General features: G+C 70.1%; 19 protein-coding genes. 15 read left to right on the top strand and 4 right to left on the bottom strand.

From position 1 onward, the window contains the following. Positions 1 to 12: 12 nt before the first annotated feature. Entirely contained in the window at positions 13 to 3,624 is a 3,612-nt protein-coding gene (gene smc / locus ACWEKR_RS01070) for a chromosome segregation protein SMC (protein ID WP_452352727.1), read from the top strand. A 12-nt stretch (positions 3,625 to 3,636) separates the two neighbouring features. On the opposite strand, the gene ACWEKR_RS01075 is transcribed toward smc, so the two are convergent. Both ACWEKR_RS01075 and ACWEKR_RS01080 read right to left on the bottom strand, forming a co-directional pair. Beyond that, positions 3,637 to 3,834 carry a hypothetical protein gene (locus ACWEKR_RS01075; RefSeq protein ID WP_452352728.1) on the bottom strand — a complete coding sequence of 66 codons (198 nt, stop codon included), beginning with the start codon at positions 3,832 to 3,834 and terminating at the stop codon, positions 3,637 to 3,639. Between the two features lie 260 nt (positions 3,835 to 4,094). Beyond that, positions 4,095 to 5,012 (bottom strand): NmrA family NAD(P)-binding protein, encoded by a 918-nt coding sequence (locus tag ACWEKR_RS01080; protein WP_452352729.1) that lies wholly within the window; start codon positions 5,010 to 5,012, stop codon positions 4,095 to 4,097. Positions 5,013 to 5,117: 105 nt separating this feature from the next. Here ACWEKR_RS01080 and ACWEKR_RS01085 point away from each other — a divergent pair, with 105 nt between their 5' ends. Further along, positions 5,118 to 5,891, top strand: coding sequence for a TetR/AcrR family transcriptional regulator (locus ACWEKR_RS01085; protein WP_452352730.1), 774 nt, complete (start codon positions 5,118 to 5,120; stop codon positions 5,889 to 5,891). A gap of 118 nt (positions 5,892 to 6,009) precedes the next feature. On the opposite strand, the gene ACWEKR_RS01090 is transcribed toward ACWEKR_RS01085, so the two are convergent. Next, positions 6,010 to 6,399, bottom strand: a complete 390-nt coding sequence (locus tag ACWEKR_RS01090) for a DUF2237 family protein (protein ID WP_019048221.1) — start codon at positions 6,397 to 6,399, stop codon at positions 6,010 to 6,012. A gap of 193 nt (positions 6,400 to 6,592) precedes the next feature. On the opposite strand from ACWEKR_RS01090, the gene ftsY reads away from it, so the two are divergent. The 13 genes from ftsY (at position 6,593) to trmD (ending at position 20,136) form a co-directional block, all read left to right on the top strand. Further along, complete coding sequence (ftsY, locus tag ACWEKR_RS01095; RefSeq protein ID WP_452352731.1) at positions 6,593 to 8,086, top strand: signal recognition particle-docking protein FtsY; 1,494 nt, start codon at positions 6,593 to 6,595, stop codon at positions 8,084 to 8,086. Between the two features lie 339 nt (positions 8,087 to 8,425). Further along, positions 8,426 to 9,805, top strand: a complete 1,380-nt coding sequence (locus tag ACWEKR_RS01100) for an ammonium transporter (protein ID WP_236566589.1) — start codon at positions 8,426 to 8,428, stop codon at positions 9,803 to 9,805. Between the two features lie 5 nt (positions 9,806 to 9,810). Then, the gene (locus ACWEKR_RS01105; protein ID WP_159838907.1) at positions 9,811 to 10,149 is read left to right on the top strand and encodes a P-II family nitrogen regulator; all 339 of its coding nucleotides are present in this window, start codon (positions 9,811 to 9,813) and stop codon (positions 10,147 to 10,149) included. A gap of 144 nt (positions 10,150 to 10,293) precedes the next feature. Continuing rightward, positions 10,294 to 12,708 (top strand): [protein-PII] uridylyltransferase, encoded by a 2,415-nt coding sequence (locus ACWEKR_RS01110; protein WP_452353071.1) that lies wholly within the window; start codon positions 10,294 to 10,296, stop codon positions 12,706 to 12,708. Positions 12,709 to 12,829: 121 nt separating this feature from the next. Continuing rightward, positions 12,830 to 13,144, top strand: a complete 315-nt coding sequence (locus tag ACWEKR_RS01115) for a hypothetical protein (RefSeq protein WP_236566590.1) — start codon at positions 12,830 to 12,832, stop codon at positions 13,142 to 13,144. Positions 13,145 to 13,248: 104 nt separating this feature from the next. Then, positions 13,249 to 14,802 carry a signal recognition particle protein gene (gene ffh, locus ACWEKR_RS01120; protein WP_452352732.1) on the top strand — a complete coding sequence of 518 codons (1,554 nt, stop codon included), beginning with the start codon at positions 13,249 to 13,251 and terminating at the stop codon, positions 14,800 to 14,802. A gap of 153 nt (positions 14,803 to 14,955) precedes the next feature. Continuing rightward, positions 14,956 to 16,050: an amidohydrolase family protein gene (locus ACWEKR_RS01125; RefSeq protein WP_452353072.1), complete on the top strand. Its 1,095-nt coding sequence runs from the start codon at positions 14,956 to 14,958 to the stop codon at positions 16,048 to 16,050. Between the two features lie 54 nt (positions 16,051 to 16,104). Beyond that, positions 16,105 to 17,088, top strand: a complete 984-nt coding sequence (locus ACWEKR_RS01130) for an LLM class F420-dependent oxidoreductase (protein ID WP_452352733.1) — start codon at positions 16,105 to 16,107, stop codon at positions 17,086 to 17,088. A 49-nt stretch (positions 17,089 to 17,137) separates the two neighbouring features. Further along, positions 17,138 to 17,875 (top strand): class I SAM-dependent methyltransferase, encoded by a 738-nt coding sequence (locus ACWEKR_RS01135; RefSeq protein ID WP_452352734.1) that lies wholly within the window; start codon positions 17,138 to 17,140, stop codon positions 17,873 to 17,875. Positions 17,876 to 18,104: 229 nt separating this feature from the next. Then, entirely contained in the window at positions 18,105 to 18,536 is a 432-nt protein-coding gene (rpsP, locus tag ACWEKR_RS01140; RefSeq protein ID WP_159838917.1) for a 30S ribosomal protein S16, read from the top strand. A 64-nt stretch (positions 18,537 to 18,600) separates the two neighbouring features. Beyond that, entirely contained in the window at positions 18,601 to 18,843 is a 243-nt protein-coding gene (locus tag ACWEKR_RS01145) for an RNA-binding protein (RefSeq protein WP_011210690.1), read from the top strand. After that, positions 18,844 to 19,368, top strand: coding sequence for a ribosome maturation factor RimM (gene rimM / locus ACWEKR_RS01150; RefSeq protein ID WP_281878509.1), 525 nt, complete (start codon positions 18,844 to 18,846; stop codon positions 19,366 to 19,368). Between the two features lie 63 nt (positions 19,369 to 19,431). Next, positions 19,432 to 20,136 carry a tRNA (guanosine(37)-N1)-methyltransferase TrmD gene (gene trmD / locus ACWEKR_RS01155; protein ID WP_452352735.1) on the top strand — a complete coding sequence of 235 codons (705 nt, stop codon included), beginning with the start codon at positions 19,432 to 19,434 and terminating at the stop codon, positions 20,134 to 20,136. 153 nt (positions 20,137 to 20,289) lie between these two features. Here the strand turns inward: trmD and ACWEKR_RS01160 are convergent, their stop codons facing one another. Further along, positions 20,290 to 21,141: a LuxR C-terminal-related transcriptional regulator gene (locus tag ACWEKR_RS01160; protein WP_452352736.1), complete on the bottom strand. Its 852-nt coding sequence runs from the start codon at positions 21,139 to 21,141 to the stop codon at positions 20,290 to 20,292. Positions 21,142 to 21,239 lie beyond the last annotated feature (98 nt).

A 21,239-nucleotide genomic window follows, 5' to 3' on the forward strand; every position in this document is an offset into this window, starting at 1 on the left:
AGGTCGTCGAACTTGCACCTGAAGAGCCTGACGTTGAAGGGCTTCAAATCCTTCGCGTCCGCGACGACGTTGCGGTTGGAGCCCGGCATCACGTGTGTGGTCGGTCCGAACGGATCGGGCAAATCGAACGTCGTCGACGCGCTCACCTGGGTGATGGGTGAGCAGGGCGCGAAGGCGCTGCGGGGCGGCAAGATGCAGGACGTGATCTTCGCGGGCACGGCCGGGCGGGCACCGCTCGGCCGCGCCGAAGTCACGCTGACCATCGACAATTCCGACGGCGCGCTGCCGATCGACTACGCCGAGGTGTCCATCACCCGGCGCATGTTCCGCGACGGGGCGGGCGAATACGAGATCAACGGCAACTCCTGCCGCTTGATGGACGTGCAGGAACTGCTCAGCGACTCGGGCATCGGCCGGGAGATGCACGTCATCGTCGGGCAGGGGCAGTTGTCGGCCATCCTCGAGTCGCGCCCGGAGGACCGGCGCGCGTTCGTGGAAGAGGCCGCCGGTGTGCTCAAGCACCGCAAACGCAAGGAGAAGGCGGTCCGCAAGCTGGAGGCCATGCAGGCCAACCTGGCCAGGCTGACCGACCTCACCACCGAATTGCGCCGCCAGCTCAAACCGCTGGGCAGGCAGGCCGAGGTGGCCCGCAGGGCGCAGACCGTACAGGCCGATCTGCGCGACGCCCGGCTGCGCCTGGCCGCCGACGACCTGGTCACCCGTCGCGCGGAGCTCGCGAGTCAGCAGAGCAAGGAGGCGTACGCGCGCGAGCAGCAGATCACCGTGCAGACCGAGCTGGACGCGGCCAACGCGGCGCTGGCGCAGCACGAGTTCCAGCTGTCCCGCCTGACGCCGAGCGCCGAGGCCGCCGCCCAGATCTGGTTCCAGCTGTCCGCGCTGGCCGAGCGGGTCAACGCGACGATCCGGATCGCGGGCGACCGGGCTCGCCACCTGGACGCCGCCGCTCCGGTCAGCACCGGCCGCGATCCCGAGCAGCTCGAGGCCGAGGCCGACCGTGTCGAAGCCGAGGAGGCCGAGCTGCGCGAGGCGGTCGAGATGGCCGCCGAGACCCTGGAAGCGGCCAGGGACCAGCTGGCCGAACGCGAACACGCCGCCAAGGCCGCCGAGCAGGCGCATCTGGCGGCCGTGCGGGCGATCGCCGACCGCCGCGAAGGGGTGGCCCGGTTGTCCGGCAAAGTCGACACGCTGCGGGCCAGGGCGCAGTCGGTGGACGCGGAGATCGCGCGCCTGTCGGTCGCCATCGCCGACGCCCGCCACCGCGGCGACGCGGCACAGACCGAATTCGACACGGTGCAGGACGAACTCGCCGAACTCGACGCGGGCGAGGCGGGGCTCGACGCCCAGCACGAGCACGCCGTGCAGGCCCTCGAACTGGCCGATCAGCGCGTCACCGAACTGCGTGAGCAGGACCGCGAGGCGAGCAAAAGGGTCGCGTCGCTGAGCGCCCGCATCGAGGCGCTGGGGATGAACCTGGCCCGCCGCGACGGTGTGGCGTGGCTGGTGGAGCACCGCGAGCAGGGATTGCTCGGACCGCTGTCGGGCCTGCTGCGCGTGCACGCGGGCTTCGAGGCGGCGGTCGCGGCCGCGCTGGGCCCGCTGGCCGATGCCGTCGCCGCCGACACCGCCGAGTCCGCGCACGCCGCGATCCAAGCGCTCAAGGACGCCGACGGTGGCCGCGCGGCCGTCGTCTTCGGCACCGACAGCGGTGCGCCGCCGAAGCCGGGCGCTTTGCCCGACGGCGCCCGCTGGCTGCTCGATGTGGTGGCGTGCCCCGACCGGATGCGCGGCGCGATCGCGGCGCTGACCGCGGGAATCGCCGTGGCCGACGATCTACCGTCGGCCCGCGCGCTCGTCGCGGCGCGGCCCGAGCTGCGTGTGGTCACCCGCGACGGCGATCTCGCAGGCAACGGCTGGCTGCTGGGTGGTTCGGATCGCGCGCCCAGCCAGCTGGAGATCCAGGCCGACATCGATGCCGCCCGGACCGAACTGGTCGCCGCGCAGCGGCGCGCCGAGGAACTCGAGGCCGCGCTGTCCGGCGCGCTCGAGGAGCAGTCCGACCGCAAGGACGCCGTCGACCAGGCGCTGCTCGCCCTGCACGAATCCGATCAGGCGCTGGTCGCGATCTACGAACGCCTGGGCAGGCTCGGCCAGACCGCCCGCACCGCGCACGCGGAGAGCGAACGGCTGCTCGGCCAGCGCGACGACGCGGAGGCGAGCCGGGAAGAGGCCTTGGCCTCGCTGGCCGAGCTGGAGGATCGCCTGCGCCACGCCGAGCTCGAACAATCCGAGGTGGACGCCGACGGTGCGGGCGCGGCGGGCACCGAATCCGCCGGGCGCGCACGGGAGGAGGCGGCGGCCGCGCTGGCCGAGGCGCGCGCCATGGAGGTCGAGGCCAGGCTTGCCGTGCGCACCGCCGAGGAACGAGCGGAATCCGTACGCGGCAAGGCGGATTCGCTACGCCGCGCCGCGCGCGCCGAACGGGAGAACCGGGCACGGGCCGAACGCGCCCAGGCCGCGCGCAAGCAGGCGGCGGAGGTGGCCGCCGCGGTCGCCGAATCCGGTGCGAAGATCGCCGCCGAGCTGGAGCGCGTCGTCGGGGAGGCGGGGGCTCGGCGCGACGAACTGGTGCGCAGGCGCTCGGAGTGCGCCGCACAGGTCGAGCAGGTCAAGGAGCGGGTGCGTGCGCTCACCGCGCAGCTGTCCCAGCTCACCGACGCGGTGCACCGGGACGAGGTGGCGAAAGCCCAGGCCGCGCTGCGCATCGAGCAACTGGAGGCGACCATCGCCGAGCAGTTCGGCATCGCCCTGGACGACTTGATCGCCGAATACGGTCCGGACGTGCCGCTGCCGCCCTCGGCGCTGGAGATGCAGGAGTACGAGCAGGCCAAGGAGCGGGGCGAGCAGGTCAGCGAGCCCGCCCCGATGCCGTACGACCGGCAGACCCAGGAGCGGCGTGCCAAACGCGCCGAGAAGGACCTCGCCACCCTGGGCAAGGTGAATCCCTTGGCCCTGGAGGAGTTCGCGGCGCTGGAGGAGCGCTACAACTTTCTGGCCACCCAACTGGAGGACGTCAAGAGCGCGCGCAAGGATCTCCTGGACGTCGTCGCCGAGGTCGATGCCCGCATCCTTCAGGTGTTCACCGAGGCATACGCCGACGTGGAGCGCGAGTTCGTCGAGGTCTTCGCGAAACTGTTCCCCGGCGGCGAGGGCAGGCTGCTGCTCACCGACCCCTCGGACATGCTCACCACCGGCATCGAGGTGGAGGCCCGGCCGCCGGGCAAGAAGGTCAAGCGGCTGTCCCTGCTGTCCGGCGGCGAGAAGTCGCTTACCGCGGTCGCGTTGCTGGTGGCCATCTTCCGCGCCCGGCCCTCGCCGTTCTATGTGATGGACGAGGTCGAGGCGGCGCTGGACGACACCAACCTGCGCCGCCTGATCGGCCTGTTCGAGCAGTTGCGGGAGAAGAGTCAGCTGATCGTCATCACCCACCAGAAGCCGACGATGGAGATCGCCGACGCGCTCTACGGCGTCAGCATGCGCGGCGACGGCATCACCCAGGTGATCTCCCAGCGGCTGCGCGGGGAGAACCTGGCCCCGGTGGGCTGAGCCGCCACACGGTCACCCGCGGGGTCCGGGGAGGGTGACGGTGCCGGAGTCCAGATCGACCAGCGGATCGTCGCCGCAGCGGCGATCGTCGACCTTCGCGATCGCGACCCATTCCTTGCGCTCGTGGACGTGCTTGCGCGACGGCCCGAATATCTCGTCGACTTCGGCGCCCACCGGATCACGGCGGGATCGTCTGCGCAGGCGTACCACCGCGCCGAGGGTACGCCCCGCAGCTCGATCAGCTCGATGAGCAGGGCTGATGCGGTCGAGTGGACGTCGCGCGCACCAGCCCGCACACGCCGGGGGGCCGACCGGCTCCCCACCCGGCCGGGGCCGGCCGACGGTCTCCGTCGCGAAGCCCGGCGGTCGGCCGAAGGGGCGTTCCGCTCATCCCGGCCGATGCACGGGCGGCAGCGGTCCGCCACCGTCGACGGGGCCCGGCGCGTGCGCCCGCGACCGTCCGACCCCGGTCACCGTCCGGCGCCCGCCTTCTCCTGGTCCAGCAGCGCTTTGATCTGCGCCGCACCGGTTTCCGCCAGCCAGGTGTCGAAGGTACGCAATCCGGGATGGATTCGGCGGATCTCGTCCACGTCGGCGCTCCATCCGCCGGTGTGCCGCATCAAACGCCAAGTGTTGCCGATCTCCGCGCCGATGGCGTCCGCTTCGGCTTCGGACACCTCGTGATAGCGAACGGGATGGCCGGTCGCCGCACCGATCGCCGCGGCGGCCGCGGGCGGAGCCAGTACATCGCCCGCGAGTTCCAGGACGCGGCCGTGGAATTCATCCGGATCGGCGAACGCCAGAGCGGCGATGTCGCCGATATCCGCGAGCGCGATGACCTTCATCGGGCCCTCGGCGGGAAACAGGTGCCGGTGCACGCCGTCGAAGATGCCGTCGACGGGCGACGTGCGCAGCAGATAGTTCTCCATGAAGCGCACCGGGCGCAGCAGGGTGTAGCGGACGCCCGCGGCGACGATCGCCTCTTCGATGCGCTGCTTTCCGGTCGCGCCCCACGATGTGTTGTCGCCCATCGAGGCGATGCCGGTGAACACGATCTGCTGCACACCGGCGTCGACCGCCGCGCGCACGATCGCCTGCCCGCGCGCGGCTTCCAGATCGACGTCCCAGCCCTGTGCGCTGTAGGCCGCGGGCGGGACCAGGAACAGCCCGGTGACACCGGCCAGCGCCGCGGGCAAGGTTTCCGGCGCATCGAAATCGCCGACGACGAGTTCGGCACCCGCCGCCGCCAACTCGCGCGCGGCCGGCGCATGCGCGTCGCGGACCAGTGCGCGCACCGCCTTGCCGTCCGCCAGCAGCTTGCGGGCGGTTACGCCGCCCTGCTTGCCGGTGGCGCCGGTGACCAGGATGAGGGTGTGCTGAAAGGACATGCTTCGCCTTCTCTGCTCGATAGAATCGGGTTGGGCAACCCGGATTCGGACGATACGGGTGCCGCCACCCGATCCACTAGGGAACTTGTCGGAAGGCGTAACGAAATGACCGCATCGCTCGCCCCGGCCGCGAGGTCGCGCGCGGACGCCCGGCGCAATCGGGCCCGCGTGCTCGCGGCCGCACAGCGCGCCTTCGCCGAGCGGGGCGCCTCGGTGTCACTGGCCGAAGTCGCCCGCAGAGCAGGTGTCGGGGCGGGCACGGTCTATCGGCACTTCCCGACCAAGGCAGATCTGCTGGAAGCTGTTATGCAGCAGCGCATCGACGGTCTGGCGCGGCTTGCCGCCGAGCATGTCGGCGCATCGGACGCCGGGGCCGCCTTCTTCGACTTCTGCACCACCGTGATCGCCACCACGCCGGGCAACCAGGCGTTGTGCGACCTGGTTCAGTCCGACGACGGCTGGCCCCGGGCGCTCTTGCAGAGCGCGGGTGTGCGGTTTCACCGCGCGCTGGACGTACTGCTGGTAGCCGCTCAGCGGCAGGGCGCGGTCCGCGCCGACATCGGGATCGACGACGTGCTCGCGATCTTCACCGGATGCGTTGCGATCCAACAGCTTCGGAACACCCGGGGCGGGATCGACCGTACCGCCGCGATCGTGCTCGACGCGCTGCGGGTGCGGCCGGGCGCGGCCGTCGTAACGGAACGCCCGTCCGGGGAGGAGAGCCGTAACGAAACAATGGAACGTAACGAAACTGGCGGCGAGGGTTGTCCGGTGTGTCACGCGCCGGTGCCCCGCACCGGGATCGGGCGCAGAGCCAGATACTGCTCGGCGGCATGCCGCCAGAAAGCACACCGTCGACGCGTCGCCGCGGCGCGGTAGGCGCACTGGCGCATTTGTGCCATTCGGTGCTCTGCTGAGACACCAGGCCGCTCGCGGAGTGGAGGCGGTCGCCTGCGCCGACAGCCCCTGGTGGCCGATCCGGGTTGCTAGCGGCGACTCAGAGCAGATCGCTGACGTCGTCGGGCACGTCGACGGCGTACTTGCGCAGGATGTCCATCGAGATCACTTCCAGGGCGTTCTCGTGCGTGGCGGCCAGCACCACGGGCGCGGCGACGCCGTCCTCGTGCGCGTGCAGCCATCGCACGGCCACCACGCACCACCGGTCGCCCGGTTGCAGGCCGGGAAAATTGTTCTCCGGGCGCGGCGTGCTCAAATCGTTTCCGATGGACGCTTGATGTTCCAGGAATTCTGCCGTGACGACGGTGCACACGGTGTGGCTGCCCAGATCCTCCGGCCCGGTACTGCAGCAGCCGTCCCGGTAGAAGCCGGTGAGAGGATCGGTGCCGCACTCTTCCAGCGGCCCCCCAAGCACGTTTCGATCGGTCACGTCGCCGATCCTATTGTCCCTTCGCGAGAAGTTCCGCAGGACAAGAAATCTGGACGGCTGTGTCGGTGCCCACCCGGGCGCGTCCACGGCCCGGTACCTGCGGTGTTCGCCGAACTCGTGCGGTTTGCCCGGTGCGGCGACTCGCGCGCCCGGTGCGGCTCGGGGCCGGGTACGTGACGATCGGTCTGCAAGGATGGTTCGCGTGAGTCCCGAAGTCTGGATCCTGATCGCCGCGGTCGCCGCACTGCTGCTCGTCGTGCTCGTCGCCGGTTTCGTCCGGTACAAGCGCGGCCGCGTGTCGCTGACTCCGCCCACGCGGGACAAGGAGGTGACCGATCGGTCCGGTGGTTACACTGCGTCCGGCGGATTCGCCTTCAGCCGGGGTGGCACGGCGACCGAACCGCAACCGGTCGAGCGCACCGATACCGAAGGACAGCCACACGTCGGCGACGACGCGGCGATCCCGCGCGACGCGCCCAGACGCGGCATCACCAACGTTCCGTTGCCGGACGCGGACGTCGCCGAGGCGCCGCCCGCCGCCGGGCCCGCGCCGGCCGAACCCGAGACGACACCACCCGCCACCGATGCGGTGGCGCCGCCAGAGCGTCCGGCCGCCGACAGCGCCCCCGTCACGGCGGACGAGACCGAGGCCGCGGAGACGACCGCCGAGCCGGTCACCGCCGGCCCGGACACCGGAGCGGCTACCGACCTGGTCGCTCCCGACACGCCCGCGGGCGTCGAGGCGCCGGCCGCGCTGGAGGAGATCGAACCCACGGCCGGGCGCCTGGTCCGGCTGCGGGGACGCCTGTCCCGCTCACAGAACGCGGTCGGCAAGAGCCTGCTCGGCCTGCTCGGCGGCGGTGACCTCGACGAGGACTCCTGGGAGGAGGTCGAGGACACCCTCGTGCTGGCCGACCTCGGCACCGCCAGTACCACGGCCGTCGTCGCACGGCTGCGTTCGGAGATGGCTGCGCGCAGCGTGCGCACCACCGACCAGGCCCGTGCCGTGCTGCGCGACGTGCTGATCGAGCAGTTGCGACCGGAGCTGGACCGCTCGGTGCGCGCGCTGCCGCACCCGGATCACCCCTCGATCCTGCTGGTGGTCGGCGTGAACGGCACCGGCAAGACCACCACCACCGGCAAGCTCGCGCGCGTGCTCGTCGCCGATGGCCGCCGCGTGCTGCTCGGCGCGGCCGACACCTTCCGCGCCGCGGCCGCCGACCAGTTGCAGACCTGGGGCGAGCGGGTCGGCGCCGACACCGTCCGCGGCCGCGAGGGCGCCGATCCCGCTGCGGTCGCGTTCGACGCGGTGGCGGTGGGTATCGAGCGCGGCGTGGACGCGGTGCTCATCGACACGGCCGGGCGACTGCACACCAAGACGGGCTTGATGGACGAGCTGGGCAAGGTCAAGCGCGTGGTGGAGAAGAAGGCCGCCGTCGACGAGGTCCTGCTCGTACTGGACGCGACCGTCGGGCAGAACGGGCTGACCCAGGCCAGGGTGTTCGCCGAAGTGGTCGACATCACCGGCGTGGTGCTGACCAAGCTGGACGGCACGGCCAAGGGCGGTATCGTCTTCCAGGTCCAGCACGAACTGGGCGTGCCGGTGAAGCTGGTCGGGCTCGGCGAAGGGGCCGACGACCTCGCTCCGTTCGAGCCCGCCGCGTTCGTGGACGCGCTGCTGGGCTGAGTCGTCCCGCTCGCAGGCTCCTGCGAAAGGGACTGCGGCCCGCTCTGTTCCGGTCGGCGGGCCGCGGTCCGTCCCGCGCCGCGGGAATGCGAGGGCGATCACACCCCGGATGTTTGCCGAGTCCTCCTCCGTCATAACGAACGTCCGATTCCCGGACGGTGACCTCACAGCGCCGCAAAACGCCCGGTGTGCGTGACGAAACGTAGTGGCAACACAGCTGCGCCATCCGTTCACGTAGGTGAAACACTTCAGCTCTACGGATGAAACACCGAGTAAGGACCCTTCTGTTCAGGTCCATTTGCCGGAATCGGCGGGGCCCGAGATGAGGAGGACATTAAAGTGGCTTTTCCACTTACCGGTGCACCGGATACCGGTGACACCGCATGGATGCTGGCGAGCTCGGCGCTGGTGTTGCTGATGACGCCGGGCCTGGCATTCTTCTACGGCGGCATGGTCCGGTCGAAGAACGTGCTGAACATGATCATGATGAGCATCAGCGCCATGGGCCTGGTCGGCGTGTTGTGGTCGCTGTACGGATACTCGACGGCCTTCGGTGACAACAAGTTCGGTGTGATCGGTGACCCGACGCAGTTCTTCGGCCTGAAGGGCCTGATCGGCGGCAACTCTGTCGCCGAGGTCAAGGACGCGGCGGGCGCGGTCACCACGGAAGCGGTGAACATCCCGCTCGCCGGCACGATTCCGGCGACCGTCTTCGTCGCCTTCCAGCTGATGTTCGCCATCATCACGGTTGCCCTCATCTCGGGCGCGGTCGCCGACCGCTTGAAGTTCGGCGCGTGGCTGCTCTTCGCGGGCATCTGGTCCACGGTGGTCTACTTCCCGGTCGCGCACTGGGTGTTCGACTTCGACGTGAAGGACGCCGACGGCAACGTCGTGCACGAGGGCGGCTGGATCGCCAACAAGCTGCTCGCCGTCGACTTCGCCGGCGGCACGGCGGTGCATATCAACGCCGGTGCGGCCGGTCTGGCCCTGGTGCTGGTGCTCGGCAAGCGCAAGGGCTGGCCGACGACGCCGTTCCGCCCGCACAACCTGCCGTTCGTCATGCTCGGGGCCGGCCTGCTGTGGTTCGGCTGGTTCGGCTTCAACGCCGGTTCCGCGGTGACCTCCGGCGGCCTCGCCGGTTCCACCTTCGTCACCACCACCATCGCGACCTGCGCCGCGATGCTGGCCTGGCTGCTGGTGGAGAAGATCCGCGACGGCAAGCCCACCTCGCTGGGCGCCGCGTCGGGCATCGTGGCCGGCCTGGTCGCCATCACCCCGTCGTGTTCCTCGGTGAACGTGCTCGGCGCGCTCGCCATCGGCGTCGTCGCCGGCGCGCTGTGCGCCCTCGCGGTCGGCCTGAAGTTCAAGTTCGGCTTCGACGACTCGCTCGATGTGGTCGGCGTGCACTTGGTCGGCGGTATCGTCGGCACCCTGATGGTCGGTTTCGTCGCGGCGCCCGAGGCGGGTGCGGCCAAGACCGGTCTGTTCTACGGCGGCGGAGTCGATCAGCTGTGGCGGCAGGCGGTGGGCGCCGGTGTGGTACTTGCCTTCTCCTTCATCGCGACGCTGATCATTGCCTATATCGTGAAGTTCACCATTGGGCTGCGCGTGAGCGAGGAAGCAGAGTCGGTGGGCTTGGACGAGTCCGAGCACGCGGAAACCGCCTACGACTTCGCCGCTCTGGGTAGCACGGCACGTTCGGCCGTCAAGGAGGCATGACGAACATGAAACTGATCACCGCAATCGTCAAACCGTTCACGCTCGAGGACGTCAAGTCGGGGCTCGAGCAGGCGGGTGTGTTGGGCATGACCGTCAGCGAGGTCCAAGGGTACGGCCGGCAGAAGGGCCACACCGAGGTGTACCGCGGCGCGGAGTACTCCGTGGATTTCGTGCCGAAAGTGCGCGTCGAGGTCGTCGTTGACGACGCCTCCGTCGAGAAGGTCGTGGAGGTGATCGTGGAGGCCTCCCGTACCGGCAAGATCGGCGACGGCAAGGTCTGGGTCACTCCGGTGGAGTCCATCATCCGGGTGCGGACGGGCGAACGCGGCACCGACGCGCTGTAGCGGAAAACGAGTCGAGCGGCGGCCCCGCTCCCGCCGGACCTCCCGGTCGGGGCGGGGCCGCGCGCATGAAATGGGCGGTGGGTTGTGGGTAGTCAGTACCAGCACGACGGTGATCCCAAGGTCACCGGAGAAGGCAACGGCAAGGTGTCCAACGGCGCGGCCGACCTGGTCCGCGCGCGCAGCCAATTGCTCGACGGCGGCCAGCCGCGCAATCCCCGGCTCGACGCCGAGTCGTTGCGCCATGCCCTGGTCGACCTCTACGAACTGTGGCTCACCAGCAAGGGCGCCGAACTCGGCATCGCTTCCGACAGCGGCTTGGCCGTGGTGGCCGTCGGCGGTCTCGGTCGCGGCGAGATGCTGCCGTTCTCCGATCTGGATCTTGTGCTGCTGCACGACGACGTCGACCCGGCCCGGGTGGCCGAGGTCGCCGACCAGCTGTGGTACCCGCTGTGGGACGCCCACATCAAACTCGACCACAGCGTGCGGACCGTTCCGCAGGCGCTGCGGGTGGCTTCGGACGATCTCATCGCCGCGCTGGGCATGCTCGAGGCCAGGCACATCGTCGGCGACCAGGAATTGAGCAGTCTGCTGATCGGCGGGGTGCGGAGGGAATGGCGCACCGGCATCCGTTCCAGGTTCGACGAGCTCATCGCCCAGGCCCAAGCCAGATGGGAGCGCAACGGCGAGATCGCGCACCGCGCCGAGCCCGATCTGAAGAACGGGCGCGGCGGGCTGCGCGACATCCAGCTGCTCGACGCGCTGGCCATCGCCCAGCTCACCGACGCCATGCCGGGACTGGGCCCGGACGTGCCGGGCGGCGGATTGAAGCAGGCGCATCGGCGCCTGCTCGACGTGCGCACCGAACTGCACCGCGTGGCGGGCCGGGCCCGCGACCAGCTGCGGGCGCAGGACGCCGACGAGATCGGCGCGGCCCTGCGCATCGGCGATCGGTTCGATCTGGCGCGCACCCTGAGCGATTCGGCCCGGACGGTCAGTTACTCCGTCGACGTCGGGCTGCGCACCGCGGCCAACGCGCTGCCCCGCCGGGGATTGGCGCGCCTGCGCCGGATGCCGGTACGCAGGCCGCTGGACGAGGGAGTCGTCGAGCACGCGGGCGAAGTCGTGCTGGCCAGGGACGCCCGCCCGCAGCGCGACCCAGGACTGATCCTGCGCGTGGCGGCCGCGTCGGCGCAGACCGGTCTGCCCATGTCGGCCACCACCTTGAACCGGCTCTCGGAGGACGCCCCCGAGCTACGCGAGCCGTGGCCCAAAGACGCCCTCAACGACCTGCTGGTGCTGTTGGGCGCGGGCCGCGGCACCATCGACGCGATCGAGGCGCTGGATCGCACGGGATTATGGGGCAGGCTGCTGCCGGAGTGGGGGGCCGTGCGCGACCTGCCGCCGCGCGACGTCCAGCACATCTGGACCGTCGACCGCCATCTCATGGAGACCGTCGCCTACGCGGGCGGGCTGAGCACGCGGGTGGCGCGCCCGGACCTGCTCGCCCTGGGCGCGTTGCTGCACGACATCGGCAAGGGCCGGGCGGGTGATCACAGCGTGGTCGGCGCGGAACTGGCCACCCACATCGGCCGCCGCCTCGGTCTGTGGCCGTCGGACGTCCGCACCCTCAGCGCGGTCGTGCGCCATCACCTGCTGCTGCCGGAAACCGCGACCCGGCGCGATCTGTCCGATCCGGAGACGGTGCGCTACGTCGTCGACGCGCTCGACGGCGATCCGCAATTGCTGGAGCTGCTGCATACTTTGGCGGAGGCGGATTCGCAGGCGACCGGGCCCGGCGTGTGGGGTGACTGGAAGGCGTCGCTGATCGGCGAACTGGTCCGGCGCTGCCGGTTGGTCATGGCGGGCGACCAGTTGCCGACGCCGGAGCCGATCGCACCGGAATTGATCGAGCGGGCCCGGGCGGGCGGGGTGCACGTCGATCTGAAGCCGGGGGAGAGCAAGCACACATACGTGGTCACCGTGATCGCGCCCGACAGCTCAGGCCTGCTCTCCGACGCCGCGGGCGTGCTGGCGCTGCATTCGCTGCGCGTGCTGTCGGCCGCGCTCGGCATCGAAGGCTCGTCCGCGGTGGACACTTTCGTCGTCGCGCCCAAATTCGGCGATCCGCCGGATCCGGGACTGTTGCGCCAGGAACTGATCCGTGCCACTGCCGGGGACCTGGACGTATCGGCGGCGCTGGCCAAACGCGAGCGCGAGGCGAGCACCATCGGCCGCAGCCGCTACGCGCAGGCGCAGCCCCGGTTGATCTGGTCGGATACCTCGGTGCCCGGTCAGGTGATCCTGGAATTGCGCGCCGAGGACCGGGTCGGCTTGCTCAGCCGCCTCGCCGCGGAGCTGGCCGATTGCGGAGCCGATGTCCGCTGGGCCAAGGTGGTCACGATGGGATCGGCGGTGGTCGACAGCTTCTGCTTGGATCTGGGGTCCGAGGACGGTCCCGCGCGCCGGGAAACGATCGAAAAAGCGCTGCTCGCGGTGGTTCCCAGAACTGCGCCGAAGCCTCCTCCGGAAGGTGTCGCGGATGCCGAAAAAGGTATTTAGCAGCAGATCTATGCGGTGATCAATCCGTTGCGAGATATTTGCTGCATCCGAACTCCCGCCTCGTGAGCCGCCCCTACGATCTAGAGCGTCTGGCTATCGCGAGCACGAGGGGAGCAAGTCGGTGGCAATTGAAGTCGTTTCGGCGTCCACGATGACGAGTGACGAGACCACGCACATGGCACGCTGCGTCGGCGGTGACCGCTGGGTGGTCTCCTGGCTTCCGGGTCGCACCCTGACCGGGCGACAGGCGGTGACCGCGATGACGATCGCCTCGACCGTCGCCACCTCGCCCATCCCGAGCACGGCGGAGTGGGCCGTCCTCGACGGCCTGGCCCTGCAGCTGGGCCTGACCGCCAACGAGGCGGTCTTCATGGTGGCGGAGGAGAACCACGACTACCGCAAAACGGCCAAGCCGCGCCGTCGCGTGCTCGACTAGCGGGCCCGCTCCGCGGGGAAGGACGCACCGCCTGCGCGAACACGTGGGCGATCCCATTACCCTGGGAGAGAATGTGACGTCCCCCGAGATCAGGAGCGCGATCGGTGTTCGAATCCCTGTCCGACCGGCTTACCGGTGCCCTCAAGGATCTGCGCGGTAAGGGGCGTCTGTCACCGGCCGACATCGACGCCACCTGCCGCGAGATCCGCCTGGCCCTGCTGGAGGCCGACGTCGCGCTGCCCGTGGTCCGCGGATTCATCGGGCGGATCAAGGAGCGCGCAAAGGGCGCCGAGGTCAGCGCGGCGCTGAACCCGGCGCAGCAGGTCGTGAAGATCGTCAACGAGGAGCTCGTCGGCATCCTCGGCGGCGAGACCAGGCGGCTGAACCTGGCCAAGAACCCGCCGACCGTGGTCATGCTGGCCGGTCTGCAGGGTTCCGGCAAGACCACGCTCGCGGGCAAGCTGGCGCGACTGCTGAAGGGTCAAGGCCACCAGCCGCTGCTGGTGGCATGTGACCTGCAGCGCCCCGGCGCCGTCACCCAGTTGCAAGTGGTCGGCGAGCGCGCGGGCGTACCCGTCTACGCGCCGCACCCGGGCACGTCCGTCGGTGGTGGAGAGAATCCGCTGGGCATCTCGGCCGCCGATCCGGTCAACGTGGCGCGCGGCGGTGTCGAGGAGGCGCGGCAGCGGCAGTACGACGTCGTCATCGTCGACACCGCGGGCCGTCTCGGCATCGACGAAGAGCTCATGCGCCAGGCCGCGGGCATCCGCGACGCCGTGCAACCGGACGAGACCCTGTTCGTCCTCGACGCGATGATCGGCCAGGACGCGGTCAACACCGCCGAGGCGTTCCGCGACGGTGTCGGCTTCACCGGTGTCGTGCTGACCAAGCTCGACGGCGACGCCCGCGGCGGTGCGGCACTGAGCGTCCGCGAGGTCACCGGTGTGCCGATCCTGTTCGCCTCGACCGGTGAGAAGCTCGAGGACTTCGACGTCTTCCACCCGGACCGCATGGCCAGCCGCATCCTCGGCATGGGTGACGTGCTCACCCTGATCGAGCAGGCCGAACAGGTCTACGACGCCAAGCAGGCCGAGGAGGCCGCCCGCAAGATCGGCAGCGGCGAACTCACGCTCGAGGACTTCCTCGACCAGATGCTGGCCATCCGCAAGATGGGCCCGATCGGCAACCTGCTCGGCATGCTGCCGGGCGCGGGCCAGATGAAGGACGTGCTCGCCCAGGTCGACGACAAGCAGCTCGACCGCGTGCAGGCGATCATCCGCGGCATGACCCCGGCCGAACGGGCCAACCCGAAGATCATCAACGCTTCGCGCCGCCTGCGCATCGCCAACGGTTCCGGAGTTCAGGTCTCCGAGGTCAACCAGCTCGTCGACCGCTTCTTCGAGGCCAAGAAGATGATGGCGATGATGGGCCGCCAGATGGGCCTGCCCGGCTCCCGCCGCGGCAACGCGAAGAAGGGCAAGAAGGGGAAGAAAGGCGGGCGCGGCCCGACGCCGCCGAAGGTGCGTGGCGGCTTCCCTGGGATGGGCGGCATGCCCGCCGGGATGCCCGACCTGTCCGACATGCCCGCCGGTCTCGACCAGTTGCCGCCCGGCTTGGAAGGCTTCGATCTGAGCAAGCTGAAGTTCCCCAAGAAGTAGGACACGCACCGGTTCGCGGCTCGACCCACGACGGCACCGCGGGCAGCGGCCTCGCTCGACGGGCGTCGCTGTCCGCACCGTGGTTCGCGCGAATGACCGCATCCGGAATCGGACACTAGGTTGGAAGCAACCGACGACGTCCTGGAGGTTGCTGTGCATCTGCGCGGTGTGGTTCTGCCCGAAGACGAGGTGCGCGACCTCTGGGTGCGCGACGGCCTGGTGTCGTTCGAGCCCGTGCCCGGAGCCGAAACGCTCTGCGGCACGGGATGGATCGTGCCCGGCCTCGTCGACGCGCACTGTCACGTCGGGATCCGGTACGGCGGGGGTCACGAGGACCGTGCGGGCGCGATCGCACAGGCCGGGACCGAGCGCGACGCCGGGGCGCTGCTGCTGCGCGACGCGGGCTCGCCGATCGATACCCGCTTCATCGACGACCACGACGAGCTGCCGCGCATCATCCGCGCGGGCCGCCACATCGCCCGCCCGAAGCGCTACATTCGCGAACTGGGCATCGAACTCGACGACGAACGCGACCTGCCGGAGATCGTTGCCGAGCAGGCTCGCCTCGGCGACGGCTGGGTGAAGATCGTCGGCGATTGGATCGACCGCTCCGTCGGCGACCTGCGCCCGTTGTGGAGCGACACGATCCTGAAAGAGGCCATCGACGCCGCGCATGCCAACGGCGCGCGGGTCACCGCGCACGTCTTCGGGGAGGACGCGCTACCCGGCCTGATCAACGCCGGTATCGATTGCCTGGAGCACGGCACCGGCCTCACCGACGAGACCATCGAGATGATGGTCGAGCACGGCACCGCCTTGGTCCCCACCCTGGTGAACATCGACACCTTCCCTGGCATCGCCGACAGCGCGGGCAAGTTCCCGGTCTACGCCGCGCACATGCGCGACCTGCACCGGCGGGTGCGCGGCACCGTCGCCGCCGCACACGAGGCGGGCGTGCCGATCTTCGCGGGCACCGACGCGGGCGGCTCCATCCGCCACGGGCGCATCGCCGACGAGATCGCGGCGCTCGGCGCCGCAGGCATGTCCCGGCACGACGCGCTCGGCGCGGCCTCCTGGAATGCGCGCGACTGGCTCGGGCGGCCCGGCATCGAATCCGGCGGGCCCGCGGATTTCGTTGTCTACGAGCAGGATCCGCGCATCCACCCGGAAACGCTCACTACCCCGTACGCCGTCGTCCTGCGCGGGCGGGTGTACGGCGGACGCGGTCCGGTCACCGGGCATCGATAACTCGTCGCCGCGGCTCACCCGCGCGTTCGCGAACGCGGCGTAAGGTCGGATTCCGTGACGATTCGCCTCGGATATCAGATGCCCAACTTCAGCTACGGCAAGTCGGTGCGCGAGCTGTTCCCCACGGTTGTCGCGCAGGCCAGGGAGGCCGAAGCCGCCGGTTTCGACACGGCCTTCGTCATGGACCACTTCTATCAACTGCCCGGCATCGGCACGCCCGACGAGCCGATGCTCGAGGCGTACACCGCGCTCGGCGGCCTGGCCACGGCGACGGAGCGAATCCAGTTGTCCGCGTTGGTCACCGGCAACACCTATCGCAATCCGGCCATGCTCGCCAAGACCGTCACCACGCTCGACGTGGTCAGCGGCGGCCGCGCGGTGCTCGGCATCGGCGCGGGCTGGTTCGAACTCGAGCACCGCTCCCTCGGGTACGAATTCGGCACGTTCACCGACCGCTTCGAGCGGCTCGACGAGGCGCTGCACATCATCCAGCCGATGCTGCGCGGCGAGCGGCCCACCTTCGAGGGCAAGTGGTACCGGGTCGAGAACGCCATGAACGAGCCGCGCGTGCGCGACGACCTGCCGATCCTGCTCGGCGGCAGCGGCGAGAGGAAGACCTTCGGCCTGGCCGCCCGCTTCGCCGACCATCTCAATATCATCTGCAACGCCTCCGAACTGCCGCGCAAGATCGAGGCGCTGCGAGCGCGCTGCGCCGAGGTCGGCCGGGATCCGCAGACTCTGGAGACCAGTTACCTGTGCTTCGTGATGATGGACGAGGACGGTGATCTGGTGCGCAAGCAGCAGCGGGATTACCTGAGCCGCATGGGTATCGACCTGTCGGCGCTGTCGGACGCCGAGCGCGCGCAGAGCCCGGCCGACCGCCAGTTCGTCGGCACCCCGGACGATGTTGCCGAACAGCTGCGGACCCGCGTTCTCGACCACGGCGTCGACGGCCTGATCATCAATATGGTGTTCAACGGGCACGAACCGGGAGCGGTCGAGCTCGCCGGGCGCACCCTTGCTCCGCTGGTGCGCTGACGAGCGCGAACCGGGCGCGAATAGCATTGGCGCTGGATACAATCGGCTGATGATAGCCCCTCCGTGGCGCGCGTCGTACGGTATCGACGCGCCGTCGGTGCTGCTGTTGCTGGGAGTTCTCGCGGTCGGGTATCTCGCCGCCGCCCTGGTGGTGGCGCTGTTCCAGCAACTGCGTCCGAGTCTGCTGCTGCTGTTGATCGGCGTCGTGCTGGCCGCGCAGTTCGGGTTGTTCCTGCACGCGACCCGCCGGGGCAAGTTCCAGGTCTGGGCGGGCCTGCTCGACGATCTGGACCTGCGCGGCGACGAACGACTACTCGACATGGGGTGCGGCCGCGGAGCGGTGTTGCTGGCGGCGGCGCGCCGCCTGCCCGCCGGCCGTGCCGTTGGCCTGGATCTGTGGTGCTCGGCCGACAACTGCGGCAACACCCCGGCCACCGCCGAGCAGAACGCGCTCGCGGAGAACGTCGCCGACCGGATCGAGCTGCGCACCGGCGACATGACCCGCATGCCGTTCCCGGACGACGTCTTCGACGTCGTCGTCTCCAGCCTGGCCATCCACAACATCCGGACCGCAGAGGGCCGCGCGGCGGCGGTCCGCGAGGCGTGCCGTGTGCTGCGTCCCGGCGGCAAACTGGTCATCGTCGACATCGGCAAGACCCGGGAATATCGCGCCGTCCTGGCGGCCGACGGCGCGACCGCCCTCACCCTGCGCCCGGTGGGGTGGCGGATGTGGTGGGGCGGTCCTTGGGTGCCCACGCGAGCCCTCACCGCCGTCGCTCCGGGGTAGTGCTGGAGGTGATATGGCGGGCGGCCGCCGCTTCGTGAACGCGGGACGCGATTTCTGGCGTGATCGCCCGGTCTGGCACAATGGACCACCGTCCTTCCGGACAAGTGTCAGCCCGTCTCCGGTTCCGTACCGCGCGGCGGTCACACACTCGAAAGCGCAAAACCGGGCTCGCAGACCATGCGGGTCGCCGAATTGCGTCGTGACCAACCAAACGAAAGGCAGATCAGCAGTGGCTGTCCGCATCAAGCTCACCCGCCTGGGCAAGATCCGTAACCCGCAGTACCGCGTCGTCGTCGCCGACGCCCGCACCCGCCGCGACGGCCGGGCCATCGAGTCCATCGGCAAGTACCACCCGAAGGAAGAGCCGTCGCTGATCCAGATCGACTCCGAGCGCGTGCAGTACTGGCTGGGCGTGGGCGCGCAGCCGACCGAGCCGGTCCTGCAGCTGCTGAAGATCACCGGTGACTGGCAGAAGTTCAAGGGCATCGACGGCGCCGAGGGCACCCTGAAGGTCAAGCCGGCCAAGCCGTCGAAGCTGGACCTGTTCAACGCCGCGCTGGCCGCCGCCGACAACGAGCCGGTCGCCGAGGCCGTCACGCCCAAGAAGAAGGGCAAGAAGGACGCCGAAGAGGGCGCCGAGTCCGCCGAGGCCGCCGAGTAATGTCCCCCGCCGCCCATGGACCGGCCCGGACGACGGGTGAGTCACGTCTCGAGGTGATGGAGCAGTGAGCGCCGTCGTCGCCGATGCCGTCGAGCACTTGGTGCGCGGCATCGTCGCCAATCCCGATGACGTCCGCGTCGAGCTGATCACCGGCCGCCGCGGGCGCACCGTCGAAGTGCACGTTCATCCCGATGACCTGGGCAAAGTGATCGGCCGCGGCGGACGCACCGCGACCGCGCTGCGCACCCTCGTCGCCGGTATCGGCGGCCGGGGCATCCGGGTCGACGTGGTCGACACCGACCAGTAGATGGAACTCGTCGTCGGACGGGTCGCCAAGTCGCACGGCGTGCGCGGCGAACTCGTCGTCGAGGTGCGCACCGACGAGCCCGAGGCGCGTTTCGCGCCGGGCACCAGGTTGCGCGGCAGGTTGCCGCGAGCGGCGGAGGTCCGCGAATTCACCGTGGAGTCGGCCCGGGAGCACTCGGGCCGGCTTCTGGTGTTCCTGGCCGGCGTGACCGACCGCACCGCATCCGACGCGCTGCGCGGCATGCTGTTCGTGGTCGACAGTGCCGAACTCCCGCCGTCCGAGGATCCGGACGAGTTCTACGACCACGAGTTGGAGGGGCTGGAGGTCCGGCTCGCCGACGGCACGGTGGTCGGGTCCGTGCGCGAAGTGCTGCACTCCGCGGCCGGTGAGCTGCTCGAGGTGCGTGCCGCCGACGACGGGCGGGAGATCCTGATCCCGTTTGTCACCGCCATCGTGCCGACGGTGTCCCTCGCCGAGGGTGTGATCGTGATCGACCCGCCCGAGGGCCTGCTCGACCCGGAATGAGATCCACGCACGCGTCGCTCGCCCGGCCGGTGGGACGCGGCCCGTGGGCGAGAGGAGACAGGCATGAAACTCGACGTCGTGACGATCTTCCCGGAATACCTGGAGCCGCTGCGCACGGCGCTGCTCGGTAAGGCGATCGACAAGGGACTGATCTCGCTCACCGTGCACGACCTGCGCCGCTGGACGCATGACGTGCACAAATCCGTCGACGACGCCCCCTACGGGGGTGGGCCCGGCATGGTCATGAAGCCGGCCGTGTGGGGCGCCGCGCTCGACGAGGTCTGCCCCGACGACGCACTGCTCGTGGTCCCCACCCCGGCCGGCGTGCCGTTCACGCAGTCGACCGCCCACCGCTGGGCCGCCGAGCGGCATCTGGTCTTCGCCTGTGGCCGCTATGAGGGCATCGACCAGCGCGTCTTCGATGACGCCGCCCGCCGCGTGCGGGTGGAGGAGGTCAGCATCGGCGACTACGTGCTGATCGGCGGCGAGGCGGCCGTGCTGGTGATGACCGAGGCGGTGGTCCGGCTGCTGCCGGGCGTGCTCGGCAATCAGCAATCCCACCAAGAGGATTCGTTCTCCGACGGGCTGCTCGAAGGCCCCAGCTACACCCGCCCGGTTTCCTGGCGCGGCCTCGATGTCCCGCCGATCCTGCTGTCCGGTGACCACGCGAAAGTCGCGGCCTGGCGGCGCGAGCAATCACTCGCCCGCACCCGCGAGCGCCGCCCCGACCTGCTCGCGGAGCAGGACGAAGCCGGATCGGGGCGATAGAGCGGATTCCGCTCGCGGCTCTCCTGCGCGCACCGGCGCATGGCGCCGCCGATCCGGCCGCCGCGGGCCACCTCGCCGCGAGGGCGAAGGCCATGCCGATGCCGGCGACCTGCGCCTAGCTCCGTCCCGGCGTCGTGACGGAACCCGCACGTCTCACGGCAGCAGGCCGTGGCGGCGGGCGGCCACCACCGCCTCGTGCCGGGAATGGGCGTCGAGTTTGACCATCGCGTTGCGCAGATAGCTTTTCACGGTTTCCGCTCCGAGTGAAAGCCGCTGCGCCGCTTCCTGATTGGTGCAGCCGAGGGCGATCTGGGAGAGCACGTCGAGTTCGCGGCGGGACAGTTTCGGGCGGTCGGCCTGCGGCTCGCCGGTGAGGACCCGGGTGAGTCGCTCGCACACCGCGTGCAGACGTCCGCGCAACCGGTCGTCATCGGCCGAACGCGCCATGCCGCGCAGCTCGGCGTGGATGTCGCGCAGCTCCTCGGTGATCGCCGGGGCCGCCACCGGTGACGGCGCGGCCGCCTCCAGCATCCGCAGCCTGCGGTCGACCTCATCGCGCACGGCGATCTCGGTGGCAAGGCGGCGACCGGCCTGGACGACGAGATCCGCGGTGCGGTCGCCCAGCGGGCTCGCGCCACGCGTCGCGGCGTAGAGCACCGCGCGGGGCTGCCGGTCCACCACTACGGGCACGGCCAGTACGGAGCGGATGCCCTCGCCGACGACCGGCCCGTCGTAGTCGTGGGTGATCGAGGAGGCGCGGCGATAGTCCGAGACCGCGGCGGGCCGCCCGGAATCCATCACGCGGCCGCCCAGCCCCGAGGTCCGCACGACGGCCAGGCCACGCAGGCCGTTGGTCAGCGTGCCGACGAATTCCGAGAGCAACAGCGCGTCGCCGTGCACCTCGCCGCCGAATGCCACCGGCACGCCCGCCGTGCTCGCCACCCAGCGGATCTCGGCGCGCAGAGCGTCGCTGTCGCGCGGACGCAGCAGAGCGATGTGGGTCACGGGACTCACCCCTTTTCGGGGGTAGTGGGTGGCGGGATGTGACCCACATCCTATTGCACACCCGGGTTGCGCTGGATCACAGAACGAGGAGAACCGAA

It is taken from the genome of Nocardia sp. NPDC004573 (genome assembly GCF_053602135.1).

Coding starts and splice junctions, on each gene's coding strand:
- ACWEKR_RS01080 (WP_452352729.1), bottom strand. CDS start 5,012: ATGTCCTTTCAGCACACCCTCATCCTGGTCACCGGCGCCACCGGCAAG.
- ACWEKR_RS01085 (WP_452352730.1), top strand. CDS start 5,118: ATGACCGCATCGCTCGCCCCGGCCGCGAGGTCGCGCGCGGACGCCCGG.
- ftsY (WP_452352731.1), top strand. CDS start 6,593: ATGGTTCGCGTGAGTCCCGAAGTCTGGATCCTGATCGCCGCGGTCGCC.
- ACWEKR_RS01105 (WP_159838907.1), top strand. CDS start 9,811: ATGAAACTGATCACCGCAATCGTCAAACCGTTCACGCTCGAGGACGTC.
- ACWEKR_RS01135 (WP_452352734.1), top strand. CDS start 17,138: ATGATAGCCCCTCCGTGGCGCGCGTCGTACGGTATCGACGCGCCGTCG.
- rimM (WP_281878509.1), top strand. CDS start 18,844: ATGGAACTCGTCGTCGGACGGGTCGCCAAGTCGCACGGCGTGCGCGGC.
- trmD (WP_452352735.1), top strand. CDS start 19,432: ATGAAACTCGACGTCGTGACGATCTTCCCGGAATACCTGGAGCCGCTG.